The following is a 26409-nucleotide window of genomic DNA, read 5'->3' as shown; positions in this document are numbered from 1 at the left end:
AGATGTGTATAAGAGACAGGATGGGGGAAATGGGGGAGATCAGGAGTGGTTTTGAGCAGGGGGGTGAGAGCTGACCAGTCGAAGCAGGTTTCTCCCAAGTGAGCTAATTGGTCGATGACTGATTGTAAGTTGGAGAGTTCGGTGGTGGGAACGAGTCCGAGGTGGCGATCAGGAATCTGCACTCGATCGTCTCGCCGTAATACACCCAAAATTGGCATCTGTAACGGGGATAGGGCAGACTTGAGGATTTCTAAATGTCGATCGCTACCAACTCGATTCAACACGACTCCGGCTAACTGAATCTCTGGATCAAAAGAACGATACCCGTGGACTAATGCCGCGATTGAGTGCGACATTCGACTACAGTCCAATACGAGTAATACTGGCAGGTTTAACAAGCGGGCAACATGGGCAGTGCTGGCAAACCCAGGGCGATCGGCGGCTCCATCAAATAACCCCATTACCCCCTCTACCAACGCATAGGAAATATCCTGGATATGACGGGCAAAACACTGCTGCACATAGGCTTCAGAGGTCAAAATGGGATCAAGATTCCGACACGATCGTTGCGTCACATACTGATGAAACATCGGATCAATATAATCCGGTCCCACTTTAAACGATTGCACCGTCACTCCCCGACGGTTTAAACAAGCCAATAAAGCGAGTGTTACTGTGGTTTTACCAACACCGCTACGCTCACCGGCAACAATAATGGACATGAGTTAGCCAACAAACCATCAACATTAGATTTTGACACTACCGTATCCTACGACTAATTAAGCTTGGCTATTTCGATCAGTCGTCGGGATTGAAACTCATTCTGAAGTGCAGGATAAAGTTGGTTTGTCCAGGGACACTTTTAACTCGAATGGTAGCCCCCAAGCGTTCGGCTAACTTTTTGACTAATGCTAACCCAAGTCCAGTGCCACCGTGTTTCCAGGGGTCATGATTGGGAATGCGGTAAAACTTGTCAAAAATGCGATCGTACTCTGAAGGCGAAATCTCAATACCTGAATTGCTGATCACAATCTCTAACCCTGCTGGCACAGCCTGGGCAGCAATTGTAATCCTTTCTCCGAGAGGAGTGTATTTACAGGCATTATGCAGCAGTTCAGTCAAAATCCGTCTTAAGTAGGATAGATCTGTGATGAATGGCGGGAGATCTGTAGCAATGTGAATCATGAGTTGTTGTTGTTGCTGGTGAACTCGTTCAGTAAACGCTTCTGCCAAATGGGCAAGATAGAATTGTAGGTCGATGCTAGTGGGGTGAAGCGGTTCAATATCTGTATCAAGTCGAGCCAGATCCAGTAAATCATTAATTAAATCAATCTCTCGCTGTCCTTCCTCTCGTAGAACGTGGAAGTAGCGGTTGATCAGTGATGATTCATCCGCCAGGATACCTAGACGATTGAAGCTAATTTCCAACATCTGAGTTGCCAGTTTAATATTGGACATGGGAGTACGCAGTTCATGCGATACCGTACTGAGAAAGTCATCTTTTAGCTGATTGAGCCGCTCTAACTCCTGCACCTGGGCTTGGGCAGCTTGATACAGACGCGACTGGCGCAGGGCGATCGCGCATTGGACTGCCACCTGCTGCACTAGCCGAATTTCCTGCTCATTAAACATCTCATGGCAGGGTTTAAATAACCATAAATCGCCTAACACCCCTTCGTTATCCACAATCGGCATTGCCAGGATAGTTTGCCGCGGTTGTTCTGGTCGAACTAAATTCGCTCCAATTAAACTGAAGTGGCAATACTGCCCTTGAAACAGTTGAAGGTAGAGATTGGGATCAGAACTATCAGCAAAGGTACAGATAGTATCTTTAGCAATAAATCGAGCCTGGGTGTATTCGCATTTCACGGTAAAGACAGTGCGATCGCTGCTGTAAATGGTAGTATCGCAACAATCCGCTTGCATCGCCGTTGCTAATTCCTGCACCACATGCTGAAGAATTTTCTCTTCATCCAAGCTGTCACGTACCTGTTCAGTGATCCGTTTGAGAATAGCGGCAAAATCTAAGGCTTGCTGGAGTTGCCTCGTGCGTTCCTGTACTTGCCATTCCAGATCTGTATTCAGGGTTCGCATTTGCTGGTACAACTCAGACTGTTGAATCGCGATCGCCATGCGGGCGGCTAACTGCGTCATCAATTCACCCTCTAAAGGTTGCCAATTACGAGGAGAACGACACTGGTGGGCAATTAATAAGCCCCAGGTTTGGTCGGCACACAGAATGGGAACAACCAACTCGGCTCTTACCTGTAGCCGTTCCAGCAGGGCAATGTGACAGGAAGAAAATCCTACAGCATAGATATCTGAAACCACAGTGATAGAGTCGCTGTGATAGGCTTCTCCCTGGGTTTCAGCGAAATACGCATCAGTCATTGCCATCTCTTGCAGCGCGAACCATCCCAGTGCTACCGACTCAGCAATCACCCCTCCTGTCCAATCTGGATTAAAGCGATAAATCAGGACGCGATCGGTCTGCAAATATTGCCGCACTTCAGTCACCACCGTATGCAGCATCTGATCAAGATCGAGGGACTGCCGCATCTGTTGGCTGATCTGGTGTAGCACTCGTTCTTGCTCGACCCGTTGAAGTTTAGCCTGCTGCAATTGTTTAGACTTGGTAATATCCTGTTTGATCGAAATAAAGTGACTAATCTGGTTATGACGATCGCGCACAGGTGTAATCGTTTCTGCTTCGATGTATAGACTTCCATCCTTCCGGCGATTAATCATTTCGCCTCGCCACGGTTGCCCAGAAAGAATGGTTGTCCACAGGGACTGATAGAAAGCAGAATCCTGTTCCCCCGAGTTGAGCAGATGACCAGGATAGTGACCGATCGCTTCCGCAGGGGCATAGCCTGTCATGGCAGTGAACGCAGAATTTACCCATTCGATCTGCCCACGCTGGTCAGTAATCATAATGGCATCGGCACAGGCACTTAACGCTGCACTTTGTAAGCGCAGTTGCTCCTCTGTTTGTAGGCGTTTGCGGATATCTTTGGCGATCGCGAAACTATACTCTTCCCCAGCAAATTCGACATACCGGGCGGTCACTTCCACGGGAATTAATTCTCCAGTTTTGGTCTGGTGGTGAGAAATTAGAGTGAGGTGCTGCTGTTGTTTAATTAATGCCCAAACGTGCTCCCAATCTGCTTGAGGAAAATTCGGATCAATCTGCTCCAGTGTCATCGTTTGCAATTCTTCCCGCGAGTAGCCCAGGGAAGTGCAGGTTGTAGCGTTGACCTGACGAATGCAGGATTGGCGATCGATCCAGGTGGCAGAAACCCCCAGATGTTCCAGGGAAAGATTGGTTAGCCACAGCGACGTTTCCAACCGCTTCCGTTCACTAATATCAATACAAGACCCAATAAATCCAGCGAACTTACTATCAAGGGTAAATCGGGGAGTTCCCCGATCTAGCAGCCATCGATATTCTCCATCAGCTCGTCGTAGTCGATATTCCATTTCAAACGGCTGGTGTGCCTGAAACGCGGTTAGGTAAGTCTCTAAACAGGGTTGCAAATCGTCGGGATGAACGCCGTCTGCCCAGCCATTCCCCAGTTCCTGTGCCAGTGTGCGTCCAGTAAAGGTGAGCCAACTCTGGTTAAAGAAGTTACATAGACCAGTCACATCAGACATCCAGATCAGCACTGGGGCAGCGTCAGACATCACCCGAAAGCGGGCTTCACTCTCCCGTAATGTTTCTACCTGATAGCGATAGTGGCGATCGAGCAGGGCGATACAGTCAGAGGTGGCAGCAAGAATCTGCTCGTAACATTGCAGTAGCGGCATTGCACCAGGCGTAGGTCTGAAGTTGGATGGCTGTGGTTGCCAGGTAGCCTGCTGAATGGCGAACCCCAGATGTAGTGCTACCTGCCGTACATATTTCACCTCCCAGGATTGCCAATTACGAGGGCTCTGACAATGATGAACAATCAGCAATCCCCAAAGTTTACCCTGGCTGACGATCGGAACCACGAGATTCGCCTGTACCTGGAGCCGTTCCAGTAGTTGCACATGACAGGGAGCCAATCTGCTATTGTGTACATCGGTAATGCTGGTAATCTGTCCTTGCTGGTAGCGCTCAATCCAAGTGGTATTAAAGCAAGGGTCGTAGATCAGTTGTCCAACGATCGGTATCCAGTCTGAACCCACCGACTCAAAGGCAACGATGGCATCCTGTTCAGGTAGCAGACGATAGATCAGAACGCGATCGGCCTGAAGCATTGCCCTTACCTGATCGATCGCGACTTGAAGCAGATCGTCTAAGTTTCTGCCTTGCTGAATTTGCCAGGTAATTTCTGAGATGCTATCAAGCAGTCTTTCTAAAGACAGTTGAGTGGAGGTAGAGCCTGTAGACATTCCAGAATCCCAAGGTGCTGAGTAGTTTTTCTGACGCTATAGGTTATCATTCCTACAGCCAACAAATTTTTAACACGAATTAATCTATATTAAGGGAATATTCCTGGCTGGCGATCGGCGGAATCATTACCTGTTAGCATGGTTCAGTTGGCGTTGAGGCAACGGTTGTGTCGAATTCAGTCAAATTTGGGGTGATTGTGTTTCCAGGGTCGAACTGCGATCGCGATGTTGCCTATGTCACCCAAACGCTACTGCACCAACCGACTCGCATGGTCTGGCACGAGGATAGTGATCTGTCTGATCTGGATGTGGTGATTGTGCCGGGTGGCTTTAGTTATGGGGATTATCTGCGGTGTGGCGCGATCGCGCGGTTTTCTCCCGCGATGCGATCAACGATCGACCATGCCAACCAGGGCAAGTTAGTATTAGGCATCTGTAATGGGTTTCAGGTGTTGACTGAAGCCGGATTGCTACCCGGGGCATTAGTTCGTAATCGGGATTTGCACTTTATCTGCGATCGTGTTCCCATGAAGGTGGAGCGGCATGATTTGCCCTGGACGCAACAGTATCAGGCAGGGGCAGTGATTACGTTACCGATCGCCCACGGAGAAGGTAGCTATTATGCGGATGCTGACACCCTGGCAGAATTGGAAGCGAATCGGCAGGTAGTATTCCGCTATTGTGCGGTGGATGGCACAGCCGATCTACAAAGTAATCCAAATGGTTCTCTGAATCAGATTGCGGGGATCTGTAATCGGCAGGGGAATGTATTAGGCATGATGCCCCACCCTGAACGTGCGGCGGATCCGCAATTGGGGAATACTGATGGCATCAAGTTGTTTAAGGGATTGTTGTCAGCCGCGATCGCAATGGTCGTTTAAATGCAAAACAGGTAGAAAAGAATATTCTTCCCTACCTGAAACTGAATTAATTGATGCAGCGATCGATTTAGGGTTTACCTTGATCGATCGCTGATCTTTAGTTGGTTCTACTTTGCCCGATCTGTGAGGCTGGTCAGAACTTTATTCGATCGCTCCACAAAGGTCTTCATGCCTTCCGCATCAAAGCCTTTCTGTGCCATCAATGCCAGGTCATAGACATGATGACAAATCATATCCGACAGTTCGGCTGAGGGTGATTTGCCTTCGCTTTGAATCACTGCCCCTTGATTGATCGCAATTAAGTTCTGGATCAAGGGATGGGAGGTATTCACCAACAAAATGTGTTCCTCTGGGAACTGCACACTTTGCTGTTGCAAGAAGGCATTCATTTCCTGCATCCGGCGCAGATGTTCGGGTAGCAGGACGATCGCGGGGGGCGCACCTTGCGGATCAGTGGATTTGAGGGCTTCCGTCCGAATCGTCAGTTTCGGTTTGTTGAGGGCGGCAGTAAACAGGTCTTTGATCTGTTCGCTGCGGGTTTTGTTGGTAGCTGGATCAACAATTTCCGCTTCTTTCTCTTTATCGATCAGCGTATCATCCAAATCCGCATCGACCCGTGAGAACTTGACATCCGAGTGTTCCCGTTCCAAGAAGCTGACAAAGTGGCTATCGATGAAGGAGTCCAGAAACAGCACTTCTAAGCCCTGAGTTTTATGCAGTTCTACATAGGTCGCCTGGGTAACTTCATCAGTGCAATAAAACACCCGATTGGGATGCCGTTCTTTGTTGCGTTCTAGATACTCTTTCAACGTGGTGTAGGATTTCCCATCCAGGCTGGGACTGGGAGCCGCTTGATTAGTGTCCTGCCACACATCTCCTTCCGCCGTCTGCACTTCAACTTTGGGACTATCAGACTGAGCGCTGAGGTTAGCGGTTGTGCGATAGATCAGGATGTCTTCGACCTGTTTCTTGAATTTGTCGTCGTTGATCGAACCGAACTTGATGAACGTGCCCAGATCTTGCCAGCAGCGCACATATTCTGCCCGATCGTCCCGGTACAGTTCCTTCAGGCGATCGCCCACTTTCTTGGCAATATAGTCAGCGATTTTTCGGACAGTGCGATCGTTTTGCAAGAAGCTGCGGGATACATTGAGGGGGATATCACTACTATCAATTACCCCCCGTAAGGGTAGCAGAAACCGAGGAATCACTTCTTCACAGTTATCGCTGACGAAGACTTGATTGCAGAATAGTTTGATCTGCCCTTTGGTGACATCTACATCCGGTTTCAACTTCGGAAAGTAGAGAATGCCATTCACCACAAAGGGATAATCAGTATTCAAATGTACCCAGAGCAAGGGTTCTTCCTGGAACGGATAGAGATACCGATAAAACTCCAGGTAATCTTCTTTGGTGAGAGAATTGGGTGATTCTTTCCAGGGGGCTTTCTGCCGGTTAATTTGTTCTGGAGCTTTGGGTGCTTCGGCGGGAGCCGCTTCCGCTTCTCCTTCAGCCGGGGCTTCGGGTGGCGCTTCCTTCACCTCTAACTTGATCGGATAGGGCATGAAGTCACAATAGGTTTTGATCAACTGCCGAATCCGATAGGGTTCCAGATATTCCTGTTCTTCGTCCTGGAGTAATAGGGTGACGGTCGTTCCGCGACTTGTGCGGGTAGACTGACTCAACTCAAACTCGGTAGAGCCATCACACGACCAATGAACTGGCTGGGAATCAGGTTTGTAGGACAGGGTATCAATATCAACCCGTTGCGCCACCATAAACGAGGAATAAAAGCCCAAGCCAAAGTGACCAATAATTTGTTCGTCACCCGCCGCTTTATATTTCTCAACAAATTCCTCGGCACTGGAAAACGCCACCTGATTAATGTAGCGCTTGACTTCATCGGCGGTCATACCAATGCCAGTGTCGGCAACAGCTAAGGTTTTTGCCGCTTTGTCCAGGGTGATCACAATTTCCGGCTCACCCAGATCACCGGAATATTCTCCAGAATGCGATACCATTTTTAGTTTCTTGATGGCATCCACTGCATTAGAAACCAGTTCGCGTAGGAAAATCTCGTGATCGGAATAAAGCCATTTCTTGATAATTGGGAAAATATTCTCGGTATGGATGCTGATATTGCCTTTTTCCAGAATGTTTTCCATACAGATCTCGCCTCAGCTCGCTTAAAGATTGGTCAGAAGGGGGTCAATGACTGTTATCTATTGTAATGAGCAGGGCATTCTGATTCGTAGATACGGATCTCCCTACCTGTACCCCTTAATATCACTGTCGATATCGGTTCGCTCATCGTTAATCTCCGTAAAAAACCTGTTTTCTCAGTCATGCGAATTGCTCATACTAAAATAACTACGCTGCCGAAAAATCGACAGGATATGCTCCGTCAGGCTTTTTCAGGTACTTCTACAATTCATTGCATGAGGTATTCTCTGTGAACCACCTCGATTCAGACCGTCCAAGAGTCCTTGTTGTTGATGATCATCCTTCTAGTCGGATGACCGCCGTTGCCTTACTGTCCGTAGAAGGCTATGAAGTGTTGGAGGCCGACAGTGGCCCCGCTGCCCTGGAATCCGTAAATACCTGTAATCCCGATCTAATCCTATTGGATGTGATGATGCCGGGAATGGATGGATTTGAGGTCTGTCGGCGGTTAAAGCAGGATGAGCAAACTCGGCTGACCCCGATCGTGTTTGTCACTGCCCTGGACGATCGCCGCGCTCGACTGAAAGGGATTGAAGCTGGAGGCGACGACTTTTTAACCAAACCCTTTGATCAACTGGAACTATCCGCCCGAGTAAAATCCCTGATTCGGCAAAAGCGGCTGAATGAAGATCTGGATCATGCGGAAAAGGTACTGTTCTCGATCGCCCGAACGGTGGAAAGCCGGGATCCAAATACTGGCGACCATTGTGAACGGTTAGTCGATCGGGGCAAAGCCTTTGGCGAATTTTTGGGACTTTCCCGCACCGAAATTCGGGATTTAATGTGGGGCGGTTATCTGCATGACATTGGTAAAGTCGGGATTCCGGATGCGATTCTGCTGAAACCCGGCAAATTTACCCCCGAAGAATGGGAAACCATGCAGCAGCATGTGTTGATTGGCGAGAAGATCTGTCAGCCGCTGCGGACGATGCGTGGCGTGGTGCCAATTATTCGGCATCACCATGAGCGCTGGGATGGCTCTGGCTACCCAGATGGCTTAGTAGGTGAGGAAATTCCCCGGTTAGCCCAAATTTTCCAGGTGATTGATATTTATGATGCCTTAACCAGCGAACGTCCTTATAAGCGTGCGTTTACGCCAGAGGAAGCTCTAGAGATCATTGAGCAGGAGATGCAAAAAGGCTGGCGTAATCCTGAGTTAATTGCTCAATTTAAGGAGTTTATTCGGACTACCGAAGCGCCGGTTGTGCCATCCTCGCGGGAAGAAGTCGCTGTTAGCCGCTAGTCGTTTACCCGTAGATTCCCTAACCCTGGTATAAGTTATAGACGGAGATTCTGCCCAGTTAGGCAGGATGTTTGGATGGAAACTAACAGGCAGAGAGCAGCATGGTAGCAGTAGCAATATTGGCGGCAGGTAAGGGAACCCGGATGAAGTCGGATTTACCGAAGGTGCTGCATTCCCTGGGGGGACGATCGCTGTTGGAGTGGGTACTAAACGGCATTTCTGAGGTGCAGCCTGTGCGTCGTCTGGTGATTGTGGGCTACCGGGGCGAGTTGGTTAAACAGGCGTTGCTTCAAGCCGCCGATCGCTTACCGGCTGAACCAACCTTAGAATTTGTCGAGCAACCGGAGCAGTTAGGGACAGGTCATGCAGTGCAACAATTGCTACCCCATCTAGCAGGTTTCCAGGGAGATTTACTGGTATTAAATGGCGATGTGCCGTTATTACGTCCGCAAACCCTACAACGCTTACTGCAAACCCATCGAGAGCAGCAAAATCCTGCCACTATCCTGACTGCCCATCTGCCTGACCCCAAGGGGTACGGGCGGGTGTTCTGTAATAGCGATAATATCTTGCAGCAAATTGTCGAAGATCGGGACTGTAGTGCAGCGCAAAAGCAGAATCGTCGGATTAATGCCGGAGTTTATTGTTTCCGGTGGGCTGATTTAGCAGAGGTACTACCCAAGCTGACGGCAGACAATGACCAGAAAGAGTATTACATCACAGATGCGGTCAACTACCTGAATCCGGTGACGGTCGTGGATGTAGACGACTACCAGGAAATTCTCGGGATTAACGATCGCAAGCAACTGGCAACCGCTTACAGTATTCTGCAAACCCGGATCAAAGATGACTGGATGGCAAAGGGAGTCACCTTAATTGATCCGGCGACGGTGACGATCGATGATACGGTTCAACTTGCCCCCGATGTCGTGATTGAACCGCAGACCCATTTACGGGGCAAAACCGTGGTTGGGGCAGGTAGCCGGATTGGACCGGGTAGCCTGATCGAAAATAGTCAGATTGCCGCTAATACAACAATTATGTATTCGGTGGTGACAGATAGTAGCGTAGCGACAGGAACTCGGGTGGGGCCCTATGCCCATCTACGGGGACATGTGGAAACAGGGGCGGATTGCCGGATTGGGAACTTTGTCGAACTGAAGAATACCCAACTGGGCGATCGCACGAATATTGCCCACCTCTCCTATCTGGGGGATACCACCGCCGGAACTCGCGTCAATATTGGGGCGGGGACAATTACCGCCAACTACGATGGCGTGAACAAACATCGAACTCAGATTGGCGATCGCACGAAAACGGGGTCGAATACGGTACTGGTTGCGCCGATTACAATCGGGGAGGATGTGACGATCGCGGCTGGCTCCACGGTGACCGAGGATGTCCCGAATGATTGCCTGGTGGTTGCCCGGACCCGTCAAGTCTTGAAACCAGGTTGGCGATTGCAAGCAAAATCAGACGGCTAAATTCCCGGCTGGAAATCCTGCGTCTGTGGGATGTTTGAGCGCGATCGCCGGGGCACACTAAGGGTATGACTGATTCCCATCCTTGCTGGTAGCCGTTACTCGTGACATCCCAACCTATTTCATTTCGTGCGATCGAGCCGTCTGATCCCACTAGATTTCCGCATTTAATGTTGAAGGAAATTTATCAGCAGCCGGAGGTCTTGCGGACTTGCTTAGCGGCTTACTTGACGAGCGATCACAATGATCCGATTAACTTAAATCTACCGATCGAGCTTTACGCCGATCTAGATCAAATCCATTTAATCGCCTGTGGCACCAGCCGTCATGCTGGATTAGTGGCGCAACATTGGCTAGAACAAATTGCCGGAATTCCTACGCGCATTCGATCGGGATCGGAGTTCGTGTCGGCTCCATTACCGTTGACTGCCAATACACTTACGATCGCAATTACGCAATCCGGAGAAACGGCGGATACCTTAAAGGCATTGACGATCGATCAAACTCACCGCTCAGAATTAGGCGATCGCTGGCAGGCGCGGCAACTGGGCATTACGAATCACCCTGATAGTTCCCTGGCTCAATGCGTTAATCACACTCTGCTCACCTTAGCAGGGACGGAAATTGGGGTAGCGGCTACCAAAACCTTTACCACGCAATTAGCGGTACTGTGTTGCCTGATGCTGGATCTGGCAGGGCGACGAGGGGCGATCGCAAGTGACTCATTACACCAGTGGATTACGGCTTTAAAGCGATTACCGGATCAGATTGCCCTGATGCTGGAACAGGAGGACGCGATTAAGGAACTGGCGCAGCAGTTAGTCGAGTGTCGGCATTGTATTGTTTTAGGGCAGGGGGTGAACCGGGCGATCGCGCTGGAAGGAGCGCTCAAGCTGAAGGAAACCACCTACATTCATGCTGAAGGCTATGCCGCAGGGGAATTTCTACATGGGCCGATCGCCTTACTGGATCAGCAAATTCCTGTGATTGCGATCGTGCCAGAAGATAATAGTCAAGCGGCAGTGCTAGAGACTGCCCGTAAAGCTCAGATGTCTGGAGCTAAGGTGATTGGTATCGTCAGCGATCATTCAGTGCCTGCGGATCTATTTGAGGAATGCCTGGTTTTACCTGCGATCGCGAACGAACTCCTCTCACCATTTCTGACGGTAATTCCTCTACAGCTATTGGCTTACCACATGGCAGTGTTGCGGGGCTTGGATGTCGATCGTCCCCGCCATTTAACTAAAGCCATTACTGCCTGAGCCTGTAGGATGGGGAGGGTGAGTGATAGGTAGGGCGATCGGCTGTATTCAATATGCCTGTCAGTAGCATGATCGCGATCGCAATCGTGACGATCATCCAAAAAACATTCGGCATTTCATTGCCAATCTGACTAATATGATGCCACTGTTCGCAGACGCGGCAGTATTCCACATCCTGACGATCGGGATGAATCGTGATCTGACAGGGAGGGGTATGGCAATCTCGGAACGGACAGTTCATAGCATTCTCCTGAATCGGGCTGAAAATGGCAGCGATCGATCTTCCTCACTCACTGTGGCTGACCTCAGTGGTCGCCAAGCAATTGTTATGTATGACAGTGTATATCAATTTTATATACTTGAGTAATACTGGCAAGCCGTATTGTGGTATACAGAAATAAATTAGTAAACCAGTTATGGATTAGAAGTGGTGTCAGGAAGTCGGTGCATTAAGACGTTCTTCTGCTTGTGATTACCTGAGTTTCAACGGCTTTTAAGGTTTGATCCAGAATTGTAAATAAGTGATGAATCAATGGGTTGATCGCTATCTCTCTAGACAAGAGTTAGATACAATTGATAGCCGTGTAAAGCATATTTCGCTGACCTGTATATCACACGGAGTCCTTCGCAGCCGACATGGACAGAAAGCCAGAGAAAAAATTAGTCAGCTTCCGCTTACCTGAGGACTTGATCCAACAACTCAAGGAACGGGCGGATCAGGAGAATACGTCGGTTACAGAACTGGTTTGTCGATTTTTGAACCAGGGATTGCAAACCAGTACCGACGATCGCATTACTAAGTTGGAGGCAGAAATTCAAAAACTGCGACAGCAGCCCAGTCCAACCAACAATGTCATTCCTACTCCGGTGTATATGTTGCCGCCTAACCTGGTAAATCCTGATAGTGACAATGAAATCAAACAACGGATTGCCAATTTAGAGGCCCGGATGGAAAAGGTGGTCACAAGTGCCAGTAGTATCCCTGCGTATTTCGCCAAACTAGAGACGTTAGTTGAGGAGGTGCAAACGGTCTGTCAGGAAGCCCAATTGGGAACTGCCAATTCAACCACCACTCAAACGGTTTGTCCTGTTGATCCTTCGTCCTCATCACCCGATCATCCACCTGAATAATTGTTCGCCAAATTTGTGATGAGTAACTAGCCGATCTTGCTCTTACCCATCGATCAAAGGTATTTCACCTATGCCTCAGAGGGTTTCCTGCACTGCCCTGGTGACTGCCAACGTTTTTCAAAATGTGTTGGCAAGACATGATCCACGGTGTGAATATCACATCGATTTGCTGCGGCGGTTGGCTTTGCGATCCGTGAAATGGTACATGACGGAAATCGACTGGCGTATGGCACACAACTGCTGGACGCTATTTGGCGTAGAAGTGGATCAAGTGTGTGCAGCGGCTTACATGGGGATGTTGAATTTGATCCAACCCTGCCGCCTGGATCAGCAAATTCAAGAATTGTCTGGAAGTTATCAAATCAATTTTTATGATGCGCTGCGGTTAGCCTGTGCGATCGATCGCAATGTGGATGTGATTGTGACTCAAGAACCCCATCAATTTGCCCAAACGATCGAAGAACATTATCGGGTACAACGAGATGGCTATGTTTATGTCAGTATTCCTAGCTATGATGCCGAAACCGATGACCTGATTGAGATGCAGATTGGGGTGTTTGCGGTGGGTGCTTTTTTGCTGAGTTTGGATGAACTGGCACAGGATCGACAACCGAAGCCTCAGGGCTTTCAATATTTCCGCTTAGAGCAATTTGAGTTTTTAACTCGGCATGATGCTAATGCCGCCACTCTGACGCTACGTGATCCAGTGGGACAATTACTGACGATGACGGCGAACGGGAATAGCCCATTAGATGCAATTCAAGCGGCGATCGATCAAATTGTCGATCAGTGCTATCCCATCCCACTCCGGCGGATCATTCGGTTCTTGGTGACACCGGAAACATTGGTCGGAGCCGATTCACCCGTTGAAGTTGTGGTGGGAGTAGAGTGTGATGAGTTGAGGTTTGAAAAAAGTGCCCGGAGCGGCAACTGGAACCGAGCGGCGGCGGATGCTTACATTAAAGTAATTAACTCGATTTGCGAGCACTTGAAACTGCCAATCCCCGATCGCGAAGATCTGCGGCGGGATTAAATCACCTCAATAGCTGCTCGATCATGCGGTTGGCTTGCCCTTCGTAGCTGCCGCCGAACAGATTGAAGTGGTTGAGGATGTGATAGAGGTTATAAAGTATTTTACGCTGTTGATATCCGCCATCCAACGGAAACGCCTGGTTGTATCCCTGGTAGAAGGCGGCGGGAAACCCTCCAAACAGTTCGGTCATGGCGAGATCAACTTCGCGATCGCCGTAGTACGTGGCTGGATCGAAGATCACAGGTTCCCCAGTCTGGGTGACGGCAGCATTGCCTGACCACAAATCACCATGAACAAGAGACGGTGAGGGTTTATGGTCGGCTAATAATTTGGGGATAGCCGCTAACAACTGTTTACCTTTCGGGAAGTTGCCGCCTCGCTGTTGCCCTAATTGCAACTGATAGCCAATCCGGTGTTCTGTCCAGAATTCTGTCCAATCGGTTGTCCAGGGGTTAATTTGAGGCGTGGAACCGATCGTATTGTTTTGCTGCCAGCCAAACCCAGAATCGCTGGTATGACGATGCATGGCGGCTAGTTGATGCCCCATCGCTTCCCAGGCAGCAGTGCTATTCGCCCGACCAAGTTCCAGCCATTCCAGCACCAAATAGGCAGAATTTCCGGTGATCCCCCAGCAAATTGGTTGAGGGACTCGGATGGTTTGGGTGGCGACCATTTGCTCTAATCCGGTGGCTTCCGCCGTAAACATCGCTAATTGGGATGCCTGATTCAGTTTGACGAAATAGGTACGATCGCCATCCGATACCGCATAGCCAGAGTTGATGCACCCACCTCCGATCGATCGGGGATTGTTGATCTGAAACGGTTTATCGGTAACCTGGCTAATTTGCGCGGCAATGTCATTCCACATAATTTACTCAGGGCTGATTAGCTTCAGACATCAGCATACAGAACGATCAGGCTTGTTTGAAGAAGCGAATAATTTCGCGCACATGTTCCAGCATTTGCCCATCGGTGCTGAGTTGGGCGATCGCGGTCCGGGCTTCACGGGAGAGGCGATCGTGGTCAGCTTGGTTGGTGGCTTTCAAGTCCTCGTGGGCAGAACTGAGTTGACTTAAGTCCTGGCGGAGCGCTATGAGAGTGCGTTGTTGAGTAGCAACCAGACTATCGGGATGTTCAGCGTTCAGTTGATATTCCACCGTCTGGAGGTGATCGCTGAGTTGATGAACGCGATCGCGCAGTTCGACAATATCTTCGCGAGGATACTTAAAGGTTTGTCCAATGTTGCTCAATCGAGCAGCTAGATACTCATACAGTCCAATGGCGGGACGTAAAGCGGTTAATAATAAGGCGGCTCCAGAACTGTAATACCCGATCGCGCTGATTCCAGTCACGGCGAGTAAATAGAGTCCGAGTGCCGAAAATAGATGTAAGGCAATCGCTGCCCAGAGCGATCGTTGTGCCAGTTGTTGCACATAGCGAAGTTGTTGGCGATCGACGCTGATTCCGATCGTTTGGGATTCACTGGCTTCTGCTAACACCGCTTTAGCGCCGAAATGAATATTCCAGGGTACGGTCACGATCGCCAGCAACCACCAGAAACTAGCGGCACCAATCAGCCAATCGAGAAAATTTCCGGCGGGAATGTGCAGCCAGTGCAGGACGACGAATACTAATAACACCAGGATCGCCAGGACAAACGTAAAGCTGAGGAAGCCAGTCGTTTCGCGGGAATTCATACCAATGACCTGTAAGGGAACTCTACTTCCATCATGAACTCAGGTCATTCAGGCAACAGAATCCTGCTGTGGCAGTTCGCCAAGCTTCACGGAGTCGATCGCAGACTACGATTCTGGTTTGATTACGACAACGCCATAGACATCGGCAGATAAATACTGCTGGGCTGCCAGTTGTAAGGCATCTGCCTCGATCGCTTGAATGTAGCCGGGATAGTGCAGCGCTGGAGTCAGATCCCCTAACAGCGTGTGATAGTAGCCATAGAGTCCTGAGCGATCGCTGGGAGTTTCATTGCCAAAGATAAAATGATTGGCCACCCGCGTCTTAACTCTGGCGATCTCAGCAACAGTAATTAAGTCTTGCTGAAGGCGGCGAATATGATCCGCGATCGCGGCTTCCACAGTCGGGACATTTTCAGTCGGCAGTTGGGCTGAGATATAAAATGCCCCCTGATGCTGGTAAGTAATGTTACTAGCGGAAATATTCGATACTAAGCCGCGCTGTTCCCGCAAATCTTGCACCAGCCGGGAGGTACGCCCATGCCCCAGAATGGCAGCAATCATGTCCAGCGCATAGGTTTGTTCCAACAGGTTTAGTCCCGGAACCCGCCAGGTCATAATCAATCGGGCTTGTTGCAAACTGGGATCGGTGACTTCCCGCCGCATCGTGGTGGTAAAGGGAGCTTCGGGCAACCAGGAAAAATTACCCGGATGGCTGGGATGGTCTTTGCCTTGAGTCGCCTGGGTAAAGCTATCTTCGACAATCTGAATCAATTGCTCAACCGGGAGATTTCCCACTACAGCGGCAGTCATCGATCGCGGTTGATACCATTCAGCATGGAAATCCCGCATTTGTTGGGGCGTTAGGTGTTCGATCACCTCCGATGGACCGAGTACCTGGCGACGATAGGGCAACTGCTCAAAGGTGATTTCGCTAGTATGTTGGAAAGTGCGACGACGGGGATTATCCTGCGATCGGCGGATTTCTTCTAACACCACATGCCGTTCCCGCTCAAACCCATCATCGGGAATGCGAGGATTCATTACGACATCGACTTGCAGGGGAGCCAGATCCGCGAAGTCCTTAGGAGCAGTGGTGATGTAGTAGTGGGTGTAGTCCTGACTGGTGGCGGCATTGGTGACAGCCCCCCGTTGTTCGATCAAACGCTCAAATTCTCCACTTTGCAGACGATCGGTGCCCTTAAACACCATGTGTTCCAAAAAATGGGCCATGCCATTAATCGGATCGGGTTCTATGGCAGAGCCAACCTTGAGCCAAATATTCAGGTTAACGGCGGCAACGGGCATCTGTTCTGCCACGATCGTTAGACCATTGGCTAACTGATGGACTGTAGGTGCATTGAGAGGTTGGGTTACGGGAGTTTTGAGCAGGGTGGCTGTCATGCTATGCCCCAGAAAGGGTGTTCTTTACCCATCTTAACTCTATCCACCCTGGCAACTCGTATCTCTGATTGACCTTTAATCTATAGTTCATCTAAAGTTAGCCACCATTCTGAGAATGCCTCCCTAAGATAGAAGGTGGAATGCCGGGGGGATTAGACACTAAAGATAACCGTGAAGAAATCGCAATGAAACAAAGGTGATCCAATTGAGCGGGTCTGGATGGTTCGTTGCTATGCTCCGGATTCCCTGAGTTGTCTATCGGGAGGTTATATAGTGGTTGACGCTCACCCATCGCTAGACCATGAATACGCTCTGGATCGTGACTGTACGACCTTGGCGCGTCATGTTCTTCAGCAGTTACATAGTTTTGCCCCAGATGCTCAAGATTTGAGTGCCTTAATGAATCGGATTGCGCTGGCGGGTAAGCTGATTGCTCGTCGCCTCAGTCGCGCAGGTCTGATGGAAGGGGTATTGGGCTTTACGGGGGAGATGAATGTGCAGGGCGAGTCCGTCAAGAAGATGGATGTTTATGCCAATCAAGTGTTTATTTCCGCGTTTAAGCAAAGCGGCTTGGTCTGCCGGTTGGCATCCGAAGAGATGGAAAACCCGTATTACATTCCAGAAAACTGTCCGATCGGGCGGTATACGCTGCTTTATGACCCGATCGATGGTTCTACAAATCTGGATATTAACAGCAATGTAGGATCAATCTTTTCCATTCGGCAACAGGAAGGGATGGATACCGATGGAGCCGCCCAGGATCTCTTGCAAGATGGTCATAAGCAACTGGCAGCAGGTTACATCCTGTATGGACCCAGTACGATGCTGGTCTATTCAATGGGGCGAGGGGTACATGCCTTTACGCTTGATCCCAGCTTAGGCGAATTTATTCTATCCAACGAGGATATTCGGATTCCTGAACACGGCCCGATTTACAGCGTCAACGAAGGCAATTTCTGGCAATGGGATGAGTCGATTCGGGACTACATCCGCTATGTGCATCGGCATGAAGGCTATACGGCTCGCTATAGCGGCGCTCTAGTCGGGGACTTTCATCGAATTTTGTTTCAAGGGGGGGTGTTTCTCTATCCTGGGACGGTGAAGAAGCCAGAAGGGAAACTGCGGTTGCTCTATGAAACTGCTCCGTTGGCGTTTCTAATTGAGCAGGCAGGGGGACGCGCCAGCACTGGGACGCAAAATATCATGGATGTGGTTCCCGAAAAACTACATGCCCGCACCCCATTGATCATCGGTAGCCCAGAGGATGTGGCGTTAGTGGAATCATTTATTACCGAACGGGCACGGGAACAGGAAGAAATTGCGCGGCGCTAGCCATTTATTGACGGAGCAAGAATTATGACGACAAATCATTTAGCTGAGATTGGAGCATTAGGTCAAAGTATCTGGATGGATAACCTGACCCGCGATTTAATTCGATCGGGTGACTTAAAGCAAATGATCGACACTCGATCGCTGCGGGGGATCACCTCGAATCCGGCGATATTTGAAAAGGCGATCGCGGGCAATGCGATTTACGACGACGCGATCGAAGCGGGGATGCGAGCCGGAAAACCCCTGCAAGACATCTACGAATCGCTGATTTTTGAAGATATTCGCCATGCCTGCGACATCTTTGCTCCGGTGTACGAATCTTCGGGTGGCTTAGATGGCTATATCAGCATCGAAGTACCGCCGATTATTGCCCGTGACACCCAAAAGACGATCGAGGAAGCGCGACGCTATTATCGAGAGATCGGCAAACCCAATGTCATGATCAAAATTCCCGGTACTGCTGAAGGATTACCGGCGGTGGAGCAGGCAATTAGTGAGGGGATCAATGTCAATGTGACGCTGCTGTTCTCCGTACCCAGCTATGTTGAAACCGCCTGGGCGTATATTCGGGGTTTAGAAGCTCGGGTGGCAAAGGGTGAAGATATTAGCAAATTGGCATCGGTTGCTAGTTTCTTCCTCAGTCGGATTGATATCAAGATTGATGATTTGATCGATTCCCGATTAAAACAGGGGTCGCCCGATCAGAATGTGCGAGCCAAACTGGAAGCGATTAAAGGAAAAGTAGCGATCGCTAATGCAAAAATCGCGTACCAGGAGTATAAGAACATCATCCAGAGCGATCGCTGGCAAGCTCTGGTCGCTAAAGGAGCCAATGTGCAACGTCTCCTCTGGGCTAGCACCAGCACCAAAAACCCGAACTACAGCGATGTTATGTATGTAGATGAACTGGTGGGTCCAGAAACCGTAAATACCTTGCCACCTGCGACGATCGAAGCCTGCGCTGACCATTGTGATGTGGCAAATCGGATTGAGTCCCATGTGGATGAAGCCTATCGCTTAATCGAAAGTCTCAAAGACCCGGAGGTGAATATCGATCTCGATTGCATTATGGATGAACTGCTGGCTGAAGGAATCGACAAATTCATTCAACCGTTTGAATCCCTAATGCAATCCCTGGAGAACAAAGTCAAACAGTTAGCTACGGTCTAAGGAAGTTTAAACAGGTCGGATCTGTCATGATCAGCATTCAACGATCCCCCTACCCCCCTTAACAAGCTACCGTGGGCACACAAGTGATTAAACCTAGCCAAAGTCCTGACGAACCGCCCCCCAGCCCCCAATTCTGGGAGAGCCAAACCCGTTCAAAGTCCGCCAAAATTGGGGGCTTAAAGCCCTGCGGGCATACCAGAAAAGGGGGCTAAAAGGATGCAAACGAAGTCAGACTCGACTTGTGTGTATACCATAGCCCTTAACAAGGGGAACCGAGCCACTCAAAGTCCCCCTTGTTAAGGGGGACTTAGGGGGATCTCAAAGTTTGCTTCTGCTAATCTCTCAGCAAGGAATTAGATTAAGTTATCTCTTCCTTACCTTCCCCATTTCCCCTAACTCCCTTACTCCCTCCCCCATCACTCACTCAACTAGCTACTTATGGTCACTCTGCTCGAAAATCCGTTACGGGTTGGCTTACAACAAGACCGCGTACCTGAACCCCAAATTCTGGTGATTTTTGGGGCATCGGGTGATCTGACCCAACGAAAACTGATTCCCGCTCTGTATCAAATGCGGCGGGAGCGACGTTTACCCGCTCAATTTACGGTAGTGGGAGTGGCGCGGCGAGAATGGAGCCACGATTTTTTCCGCGAACACCTGCGGGAAGGCGTAGAACAGTTCGGCAGCGGTCTAGGGGCTGAGGCAATCTGGGAAGACTTTGCCAAAGGAATTTTTTATTTCCCAGGAGACATCGATCGCCAGGAAAGCTACCAGCAACTTAAAGCCTTTCTCAGTGAACTGGATGCCCAACGCGGCACATTAGGCAATCGCGTCTTTTACCTATCCGTTGCCCCCAAGTTTTTTGGCGAAGCGGTGCAACAACTGGGTGCCGCCGGGATGTTGCCAAATCCTCACAAACAACGGATTGTGATTGAAAAACCGTTTGGGCGGGATTTAGGGACAGCTCAAGCCCTGAATTATGTCGTGCAAAATGTTTGTACCGAAGAGCAAATTTATCGGATCGATCACTATCTCGGTAAAGAGACAGTGCAAAACCTAATGGTATTTCGGTTCGCGAACGCCATTTTTGAGCCACTCTGGAATCGCCAATTTGTCGATCACATTCAGATCACAGTGGCAGAAACCGTAGGGCTAGAGGGACGGGCAGGATACTACGAAACCTCCGGTGCCCTGCGGGATATGGTACAAAACCACATCATGCAACTGTTCTGCTTGATTGCGATGGAACCCCCCAGTGGGCTGGACGCGGACAGCATTCGCAATGAAAAAGTAAAAGTCCTGCAAGCCACCCACCTAGCCGATCTCCATGACATCAGCTTTTCTGCCATCCGGGGACAATACACCAATGGTTGGATGAAAGGGAAACCTGTACCGGGCTATCGAGAAGAGGAAGGGGCATCGCCGGAATCGACGACACCCACCTATGCAGCTCTGAAGTTGTATATCGACAACTGGCGCTGGAAGGGAGTACCAATTTACATGCGGACGGGTAAACGAATGCCCCGGAAGCTGACGGAAATTTCGATTCAGTACAAGGAAGTGCCGTTCCTGATGTTTCAATCGGCGGCGAAACAAGTCAGTCCCAATACGTTGGTGTTAAGGATTCAACCCGATGAAGGCATTTCGCTGCGGTTTGAGGTGAAAACACCGGGAAATTCACTCCGTACCCGATCGGTGGATATGGATTTCCGCTATGACACGGCCTTTGGTCAACCCAATACCGATGCCTATAGTCGCCTGTTAGTGGATTGTATGTTGGGCGATCAAACCCTGTTTACCCGAGGTGATGAAGTTGAAGCGTCCTGGCGCATTCTTACCCCTTTACTATCCGTTTGGGATGCACCAGCACCACCCGAATCGATTCCGCTATATGAAGCGGGAACCTGGGGTCCTGTCGAAGCCGAATTGTTGCTGAACCGGGACGGTCGAAACTGGCGCAGGTTGTAAGGCAATGACTCTGGGCGATCGCCCTGCGGCTAATGCCGACGCATTCTATAGTTCAGACTGCTAACCTTCACTATTACCGACGAGTTACTAACCTATGACCACCACTCCCCTTGTTGCCCTGCAAAAACCCAAAGATATTTCCCTGGATGAAATTGAGGCTGAACTGAGTGCGATTTGGCATAGCCAGAGCGGTGAGAAAGGCACACCGGTTGCCACCAGAGCCTCAACCTTTAGCATGGTGATCTATGAGCCAGAGGAGTTTCAGCAGTTGCTAGCTGTGCTGGGCTTTTATAAAGGTGCGATCGATGGCATTCACGGCCCTATCACCAAAGAAGCGGTCGAACTGGCTCAGAAAGCTTATGGGCTGAAAATTAATGGTCGGGTTGACCATGAAACCCTGGCTCGCTTGCGGCAAGAAGTAGCTGATTTGCCGCCTGAACGCCTGAAGATTACCAATCCGAACATGCGGGGCTTCAGTGTCAGTGAAGCGATCGCGGCTCAAAATCCCTGTCGCATTATTACCCTATGTCCTACGTTGGGGGCAGATGAGGGGGTAACGGCGGAAGTGTCGGCCTATTGCCCAGTCCAAAAAAGTGGCAAAAGTAATTTAATTTGCTGCGAATATATTACCCTACGCGGTACGAAAGCCGCGCTGAATCGAGTGGGGGATCTGGTGACATCGCTGATGATTCCGGATTTACCTAAGTTTGTCTGGTGGAAGGCAACTCCAAATCCAGAGCAAGAGTTATTTAAACGCCTGGTTGATCAATGTCATTGTTTGATTTTAGATTCTTCGTATCACAGCAATCCGGAGTCAGAGTTTGTCAAGATTCAGGAGTTGGTGAACTCCAATACCTATGTGGCTGATTTGAATTGGCATCGTCTGTCCGTTTGGCAAGAGTTGACGGCTTCTGCCTTTGATCCGCCAGAACGGCGATCGGCATTAGTGGAAGTAGACCAGGTGACGATCGATTACGAAAAAGGCAATGCAGCTCAAGCGTTAATGTTCCTGGGTTGGCTGGCAAGTCGCCTGGGTTGGCAACCAATTTCCTATACTGAGTCCGGTGGAGATTATGACCTGAAACACATCACCTTTACTGGACATAACAGCCGCAAAATTGAAGCCGAACTCGCGGCGATTCCAACGGCCGATCCCGGTGAAATTATTGGTGATTTAATTGGTCTACGACTGGCTTCTACTAATTTGCAAGCGGACTGCTGTACCATCCTCTGTTCGGAAACTACCGGGTGTATGCGGATGGAAGCGGGGGGTCGCGCCCAGGAAGCCCGAACTGAACAGGTAACGGCTTCTAACGATCAAAAGGCGGAATTCCTCTTAAGCCAACAATTACAACGCTGGGGACGGGATGTGTTGTACGAAGAGAGTTTTGATGTGGCCGTACAAATTGTGCAATTGCGCGGCAAGAGCAATCAATAGGTAACTGTCCTTTCTATTCTGCCTGATCTATCCGACTCTCCAATGCCCGTTGGATCTCGGTTGATACATTGGAGAGAAAGTCGTAGCCGGTGGCGGTTTCTAATTGATCTACGCTGACCCGAAACGATCGCCAGTTGCGTTCCCGAATGCCCTGATTATTGGGGATATCCACTGCAATCACGCGGGTCGCATTGGTAATGGCATCAACTCCCAGCCCCGGACGATCGAGTACGACAATAATCTTCCAGGTACGGGCAGGCACTTCCACGCGATCGCCCGCGATCAGTTTCTTCCTACCATAGCCCCCGGCAATGATGTAAAGCTCTTTCCGCTGCTTGACCAGATCTCGACAATAGCTCTCCAGTTCTTCCCAGGGTCCCTGATTGTTGTCCGGAGCCTGCGGCATGATGTTGGTCATCAAAAAGGTGGCAGAGTTGTCGATCGGTGTCGCAGTCCGATCAGCCGATGGGGTTAAATGACCGCGATCGAATCCGGTATTGATGTAGTCTACGGGAGTCACCCGATACCAATCTTCCGGCAGAGTAAAGTCAGGACGGAAATCATTCCGACGCGGCACAGCCCCGAGCCAATCTCGATTCAGTTGCCAACTGACCCAATTGGCTCTGCCCTTCTGACTGTTGTAGGACAAGGCATACTGGGGTTTTTCCATCAAGTAATTATCCGATGCGCCAGTGCTGGGAATAGCTTTACTAGGATTGCCTAACATGAGATGAACACTCGTGCCTGCGGGGGGTTTGAGCAGTGTGCAGCCTACCGCCAACACCAACAACACGATCAAGCCTAACCATCCTCGTTTTGCCATCTTCTTCTCACTGTCTGCGATCGTTCCCAGTGCCATTATCAGCGATGTCTGATCGATCGCCCGATCTCGTTACAATTCCGTAGGCGCTGGAATTCCCAGGCTGTTTAACAAACTTTGCAAGACCTGTTGCGTGATCCACAATAATCCCAGGTGGGCGGCTTGGCGATCGCGAGCCTCGGAACTGCGATCGCCCCAGATGGGATAGGCACGATGGGCAGCCTGAACGCTTTGAGCCAACTGTTCCGCTTGCTGCATCAGCAGTTTAGAAGTCAGCGATCGCGCCTCAGCCCACTGGTCAAATACCGTACAGATCTGGCTAATTAATTGCCGTTCCGCCGCCTGGTGCGGGTATAACTGCCCGGTGGGAGTCAGCCAACCCAGGGGATAGGGTTCCAGCCATTGCCAGCCGGACGGATCAGGTGCAGAGATGTGTAGGGTGATCAATCCAGTCCGATCAGCCAGTCGGAGGAGGGAGCAACAACGGGCGTGGGCGTATTGCCAGGGGAAGGGGTTGGTGGATAGGGGAGATGGGGGAGGTAGGAGAGGTAGGAGAGGGGGCATCAGGTGATTGAGCCAGACGGCGATCGCACGATCGTGAATTTGGAACAATAGATCCTGGTTTGTCGTCACCTGGACGGTGATTCCCTGCCAGATCGCGGCTGAGTGATCGTTCGGATTCCAGTCCTTGCCATGCTGGTGATTGATGATTTGGGCAAGTTCAGTAGCAACTTCAGTAGCAGCTACTCCGTACTGAGGGGCGATGCGGTGAGCGATCGCGGACAAATACAGGATTTCTATCGGGTGACGAATCCGCTTCAGTGGCGGCAGGTTGACCGCAACAGCCTGATCTTTCGAGGTAGAATCACGCACTGCCCAGCCCGGAATCCTAGATTTTTCCTGAAGATCACTCTGGAGGCTAGTGATTCTTTGTAGTATAATTCTTGACAGCGCTCTGGCTGTTGGGTTGGTATAAGACAAAGTAGTCTACACTTTACGGCTAAAGTTGCTTAGGATTTCGGGATACTTTGGTTCTGGTTAAACGCTGGCTTCACGATTTCTCCTCCTAGAACCCCATTTTCATTCCTCACGTTGCTAAGATTGCTCATGAAAATGTCAAGTCTATGTCAGAGACGTGAAGTTAAACTAGTGCTACCTGCGTGTATCTGGCTTACACTGAGTCTACCTTCCTAGCCAACTTTTTAGCTGAGAGTTGATTCGCCCCCTCTAGTCCACCCCTAAAGCCCCAAACTTATGTATTCAGTATCTTCCAATACTTCAGAGGCATCTCGTCCTTTTCTCACCTGGCAGCGCATCATTGACTGGTCACAGGAACATTATCGGGTGCGTACCTTTGCCAAGGATGAAAAAATTCCTGCCCGTCCTGGGCTACTGTATCTCGTCCAACGGGGAGCTGTGCGGCTGGTAGGGAGTGCCCAAACAAATGCCACAGGCAGCAATTCTTCCCGGTTAGCCCGAATTAGTCCCGAAGAGGCGTTTTTAGGCTTTGTTGGGGCGGGTCAACCCTTTGAAATTGTGGCTCAGTCTCCGTTCACCCTTCAGAGTTATGCCCATGTAGACCAGACCTCCGTACTTTGGATGTACTGGCATGATCTGGATAACTGGCCCCATTTCCGGCGGGAAGTGATGGATGCCTTCCGGCATCAGCATCAGCGTAAACTGCTTTGGCTCAGTACGTTGGGGCAACGCCGCACGATCGATCGCTTGCTTGGCTTCTTGACCCTGTTAATTGAAGAGTTTGGCGAACCTTCCGATCAGGGATATTGCCTGCCCTTTCCCCTGACCCATGCCCAGATTGGTAGCGCGATCGGATCTACGCGGGTAACGGTGACTCGGTTAATGGGTAAACTGCGGCAACGGGGTATGATTCGCACCCAGGGCGATAATTTAATCTGTATTCCTTCCGATTCCTCCCTGAATCGAGCTTAGATACAGTCGCAATTTTACCTCCAGGGGTAGATGGTCAGAACCAATGTCATCCCCGATCGCTCGGTCTGTCACAATCAATGACTGACTATGTAAACAATGGTCGATCGCAATCCGGAATAGCGGTGGCCAATGGGCATTCCAGGTTGGTTGTAGCCCAAAGCTCTGTTGAGAGTTCAGCAATTGACTGTCCTGTAACAATTGGCGGAACCGTCCTGACCAGGGAGTGGTATTAAAGTCGCCAATCATCACCACTTGCCGTCCTTGCTGAAGCTGTTGCTGACTCCAGGCGGCTCCTGCTGTCAATTCAACCTGCTGAAATGCCGATGTTTCTGCATTGCGGGGGCGGGTGGCTTGAAAACTTAACAGGGCGATCGAGTGTCCTGCCCAGGTAATCACTGTCTCCAACATCGGACGCGCCGAATCCGCCGGGAGGTGAATGATCTGAGTCCTTTGTACTGCGATCGCTGCCATTGATTGCCGATTTAATAACAACGCACTGCCATGACTATTGTCACGAGGTACGGCAGCGACGATCTGATACTGGTACAGACCTGCTTGCAACTGAGCCAGACTGGTCGGCGTGACTTCAATCAGCCAGATTAAATCAGCCGTTTGGGCATTGATATAGGCGATCGCCTGCCCCATGTGTTCCGGCTGCTCCCGATCCAGGGTGAGATTAAGCAGGTGGAGAGTCGGCTCTGAGGCTAATGTTCTAACCTGATGGGCTGGTAGAAATAAGGGAGCAAATAGCCCCAGGTTAAGGAACAGTGGCAGAACCCAGATCAAGCTCCAGCGTTGCCGCCGCCAGCCACCCAGCAGCAAAGCGGCTAGCAACATCCAGCAGTATTGCGGACGGGGATGATCCAACAGTTCCCACCCCCACCACCAGCGTCCCGCACAGCCTAAGATCGTCGCGATCGCCGCCAGACCTGCTAACCCATAGATCCCCCCCCTGACGAACTTGAACCAACGTGGGCGATCGACGGAAAACCCGGTGATCAT

The 26409-nt window shown here is 50.2% G+C and carries 21 protein-coding genes; 11 read left to right on the top strand and 10 right to left on the bottom strand.

Features of this window, described 5'->3' with window-relative positions; genetic code table 11:
• Together ACN4EK_RS22800 and ACN4EK_RS22795 are read right to left on the bottom strand one after the other, a co-directional pair.
• On the bottom strand, positions 1 to 722 hold a 722-nt coding region (locus ACN4EK_RS22800), incomplete at its 3' end, for a cobyrinate a,c-diamide synthase (RefSeq protein ID WP_431660605.1).
• Between the two features lie 76 nt (positions 723 to 798).
• Positions 799 to 4377 carry a GAF domain-containing protein gene (locus ACN4EK_RS22795; RefSeq protein ID WP_431660604.1) on the bottom strand — a complete coding sequence of 1193 codons (3579 nt, stop codon included), beginning with the start codon at positions 4375 to 4377 and terminating at the stop codon, positions 799 to 801.
• 167 nt (positions 4378 to 4544) lie between these two features.
• Here ACN4EK_RS22795 and purQ point away from each other — a divergent pair, with 167 nt between their 5' ends.
• Positions 4545 to 5258, top strand: coding sequence for a phosphoribosylformylglycinamidine synthase subunit PurQ (gene purQ / locus ACN4EK_RS22790; protein WP_431660602.1), 714 nt, complete (start codon positions 4545 to 4547; stop codon positions 5256 to 5258).
• A gap of 107 nt (positions 5259 to 5365) precedes the next feature.
• Here purQ and htpG read toward each other — a convergent pair whose 3' ends face one another.
• Positions 5366 to 7423: a molecular chaperone HtpG gene (gene htpG, locus ACN4EK_RS22785; protein ID WP_431660601.1), complete on the bottom strand. Its 2058-nt coding sequence runs from the start codon at positions 7421 to 7423 to the stop codon at positions 5366 to 5368.
• Positions 7424 to 7710: 287 nt separating this feature from the next.
• Between htpG and ACN4EK_RS22780 the strand changes: the two genes are divergently transcribed.
• The 3 genes from ACN4EK_RS22780 to ACN4EK_RS22770 all read left to right on the top strand — a co-directional run bounded on the left by ACN4EK_RS22780 (position 7711) and on the right by ACN4EK_RS22770 (position 11467).
• Positions 7711 to 8724, top strand: a complete 1014-nt coding sequence (locus ACN4EK_RS22780; protein ID WP_431660600.1) for a response regulator — start codon at positions 7711 to 7713, stop codon at positions 8722 to 8724.
• Between the two features lie 101 nt (positions 8725 to 8825).
• Positions 8826 to 10208 carry a bifunctional UDP-N-acetylglucosamine diphosphorylase/glucosamine-1-phosphate N-acetyltransferase GlmU gene (gene glmU / locus ACN4EK_RS22775; RefSeq protein WP_431660599.1) on the top strand — a complete coding sequence of 461 codons (1383 nt, stop codon included), beginning with the start codon at positions 8826 to 8828 and terminating at the stop codon, positions 10206 to 10208.
• 101 nt (positions 10209 to 10309) lie between these two features.
• Positions 10310 to 11467: an SIS domain-containing protein gene (locus ACN4EK_RS22770; protein ID WP_431660598.1), complete on the top strand. Its 1158-nt coding sequence runs from the start codon at positions 10310 to 10312 to the stop codon at positions 11465 to 11467.
• On the opposite strand, the gene ACN4EK_RS22765 is transcribed toward ACN4EK_RS22770, so the two are convergent.
• Entirely contained in the window at positions 11457 to 11708 is a 252-nt protein-coding gene (locus ACN4EK_RS22765; RefSeq protein WP_431660597.1) for a hypothetical protein, read from the bottom strand. The two genes, ACN4EK_RS22770 and ACN4EK_RS22765, sit on opposite strands and share 11 nt — an antisense overlap.
• Before the next feature lie 395 nt (positions 11709 to 12103).
• Between ACN4EK_RS22765 and ACN4EK_RS22760 the strand changes: the two genes are divergently transcribed.
• Together ACN4EK_RS22760 and ACN4EK_RS22755 are read left to right on the top strand one after the other, a co-directional pair.
• Positions 12104 to 12598 carry a DUF6364 family protein gene (locus ACN4EK_RS22760; RefSeq protein WP_431660596.1) on the top strand — a complete coding sequence of 165 codons (495 nt, stop codon included), beginning with the start codon at positions 12104 to 12106 and terminating at the stop codon, positions 12596 to 12598.
• Between the two features lie 70 nt (positions 12599 to 12668).
• Positions 12669 to 13631, top strand: a complete 963-nt coding sequence (locus ACN4EK_RS22755) for an alpha-isopropylmalate synthase regulatory domain-containing protein (RefSeq protein ID WP_431660595.1) — start codon at positions 12669 to 12671, stop codon at positions 13629 to 13631.
• A 1-nt stretch (position 13632) separates the two neighbouring features.
• Here ACN4EK_RS22755 and ACN4EK_RS22750 read toward each other — a convergent pair whose 3' ends face one another.
• From ACN4EK_RS22750 to ACN4EK_RS22740, 3 genes are all read right to left on the bottom strand, one after another.
• Complete coding sequence (locus ACN4EK_RS22750) at positions 13633 to 14499, bottom strand: fructosamine kinase family protein (RefSeq protein ID WP_431660594.1); 867 nt, start codon at positions 14497 to 14499, stop codon at positions 13633 to 13635.
• Positions 14500 to 14545: 46 nt separating this feature from the next.
• A complete protein-coding gene (locus ACN4EK_RS22745) occupies positions 14546 to 15328 on the bottom strand; it encodes a hypothetical protein (RefSeq protein WP_431660593.1) in 783 nt (260 codons plus the stop codon).
• 105 nt (positions 15329 to 15433) lie between these two features.
• The gene (locus ACN4EK_RS22740) at positions 15434 to 16729 is read right to left on the bottom strand and encodes a M16 family metallopeptidase (RefSeq protein ID WP_431660592.1); all 1296 of its coding nucleotides are present in this window, start codon (positions 16727 to 16729) and stop codon (positions 15434 to 15436) included.
• A 273-nt stretch (positions 16730 to 17002) separates the two neighbouring features.
• On the opposite strand from ACN4EK_RS22740, the gene fbp reads away from it, so the two are divergent.
• The 4 genes from fbp to opcA all read left to right on the top strand — a co-directional run bounded on the left by fbp (position 17003) and on the right by opcA (position 22637).
• A complete protein-coding gene (gene fbp, locus ACN4EK_RS22735) occupies positions 17003 to 18061 on the top strand; it encodes a class 1 fructose-bisphosphatase (protein WP_431660591.1) in 1059 nt (352 codons plus the stop codon).
• Between the two features lie 24 nt (positions 18062 to 18085).
• A complete protein-coding gene (gene tal / locus ACN4EK_RS22730) occupies positions 18086 to 19231 on the top strand; it encodes a transaldolase (RefSeq protein ID WP_431660590.1) in 1146 nt (381 codons plus the stop codon).
• 438 nt (positions 19232 to 19669) lie between these two features.
• Complete coding sequence (gene zwf / locus ACN4EK_RS22725; protein WP_431660589.1) at positions 19670 to 21199, top strand: glucose-6-phosphate dehydrogenase; 1530 nt, start codon at positions 19670 to 19672, stop codon at positions 21197 to 21199.
• Positions 21200 to 21293: 94 nt separating this feature from the next.
• On the top strand, positions 21294 to 22637 hold the full coding sequence (gene opcA, locus ACN4EK_RS22720) for a glucose-6-phosphate dehydrogenase assembly protein OpcA (RefSeq protein ID WP_431660588.1): 1344 nt from the start codon (positions 21294 to 21296) through the stop codon (positions 22635 to 22637).
• A gap of 13 nt (positions 22638 to 22650) precedes the next feature.
• Here the strand turns inward: opcA and ACN4EK_RS22715 are convergent, their stop codons facing one another.
• Together ACN4EK_RS22715 and ACN4EK_RS22710 are read right to left on the bottom strand one after the other, a co-directional pair.
• Positions 22651 to 23460: a DNA/RNA non-specific endonuclease gene (locus tag ACN4EK_RS22715; RefSeq protein WP_431660587.1), complete on the bottom strand. Its 810-nt coding sequence runs from the start codon at positions 23458 to 23460 to the stop codon at positions 22651 to 22653.
• Between the two features lie 69 nt (positions 23461 to 23529).
• Positions 23530 to 24330 carry a DALR anticodon-binding domain-containing protein gene (locus ACN4EK_RS22710; protein ID WP_431660586.1) on the bottom strand — a complete coding sequence of 267 codons (801 nt, stop codon included), beginning with the start codon at positions 24328 to 24330 and terminating at the stop codon, positions 23530 to 23532.
• Between the two features lie 381 nt (positions 24331 to 24711).
• Here ACN4EK_RS22710 and ACN4EK_RS22705 point away from each other — a divergent pair, with 381 nt between their 5' ends.
• Entirely contained in the window at positions 24712 to 25407 is a 696-nt protein-coding gene (locus tag ACN4EK_RS22705) for a Crp/Fnr family transcriptional regulator (RefSeq protein WP_431660585.1), read from the top strand.
• Here ACN4EK_RS22705 and ACN4EK_RS22700 read toward each other — a convergent pair.
• Positions 25366 to 26409 (bottom strand): endonuclease/exonuclease/phosphatase family protein, encoded by a 1044-nt coding sequence (locus tag ACN4EK_RS22700; protein WP_431660584.1) that lies wholly within the window; start codon positions 26407 to 26409, stop codon positions 25366 to 25368. The genes ACN4EK_RS22705 and ACN4EK_RS22700 overlap by 42 nt on opposite strands.

Source organism: Pantanalinema rosaneae CENA516 (genome assembly GCF_050753385.1).
Taxonomy (GTDB): domain Bacteria; phylum Cyanobacteriota; class Cyanobacteriia; order Leptolyngbyales; family Leptolyngbyaceae; genus Pantanalinema; species Pantanalinema rosaneae.
This window is presented reverse-complemented; position numbering and strand designations above follow the sequence as displayed.

Excerpts from the sequence above, each read along its gene's own strand:
- ACN4EK_RS22795 (WP_431660604.1), bottom strand. The coding sequence starts at position 4,377 with ATGTCTACAGGCTCTACCTCCACTCAACTGTCTTTAGAAAGACTGCTT.
- htpG (WP_431660601.1), bottom strand. The coding sequence starts at position 7,423 with ATGGAAAACATTCTGGAAAAAGGCAATATCAGCATCCATACCGAGAAT.
- glmU (WP_431660599.1), top strand. The coding sequence starts at position 8,826 with ATGGTAGCAGTAGCAATATTGGCGGCAGGTAAGGGAACCCGGATGAAG.
- ACN4EK_RS22765 (WP_431660597.1), bottom strand. The coding sequence starts at position 11,708 with ATGAACTGTCCGTTCCGAGATTGCCATACCCCTCCCTGTCAGATCACG.
- ACN4EK_RS22760 (WP_431660596.1), top strand. The coding sequence starts at position 12,104 with ATGGACAGAAAGCCAGAGAAAAAATTAGTCAGCTTCCGCTTACCTGAG.
- ACN4EK_RS22755 (WP_431660595.1), top strand. The coding sequence starts at position 12,669 with ATGCCTCAGAGGGTTTCCTGCACTGCCCTGGTGACTGCCAACGTTTTT.
- ACN4EK_RS22750 (WP_431660594.1), bottom strand. The coding sequence starts at position 14,499 with ATGTGGAATGACATTGCCGCGCAAATTAGCCAGGTTACCGATAAACCG.
- ACN4EK_RS22745 (WP_431660593.1), bottom strand. The coding sequence starts at position 15,328 with ATGAATTCCCGCGAAACGACTGGCTTCCTCAGCTTTACGTTTGTCCTG.
- ACN4EK_RS22740 (WP_431660592.1), bottom strand. The coding sequence starts at position 16,729 with ATGACAGCCACCCTGCTCAAAACTCCCGTAACCCAACCTCTCAATGCA.
- tal (WP_431660590.1), top strand. The coding sequence starts at position 18,086 with ATGACGACAAATCATTTAGCTGAGATTGGAGCATTAGGTCAAAGTATC.
- zwf (WP_431660589.1), top strand. The coding sequence starts at position 19,670 with ATGGTCACTCTGCTCGAAAATCCGTTACGGGTTGGCTTACAACAAGAC.
- opcA (WP_431660588.1), top strand. The coding sequence starts at position 21,294 with ATGACCACCACTCCCCTTGTTGCCCTGCAAAAACCCAAAGATATTTCC.
- ACN4EK_RS22715 (WP_431660587.1), bottom strand. The coding sequence starts at position 23,460 with ATGGCAAAACGAGGATGGTTAGGCTTGATCGTGTTGTTGGTGTTGGCG.
- ACN4EK_RS22705 (WP_431660585.1), top strand. The coding sequence starts at position 24,712 with ATGTATTCAGTATCTTCCAATACTTCAGAGGCATCTCGTCCTTTTCTC.
- ACN4EK_RS22700 (WP_431660584.1), bottom strand. The coding sequence starts at position 26,409 with ATGATCACCGGGTTTTCCGTCGATCGCCCACGTTGGTTCAAGTTCGTC.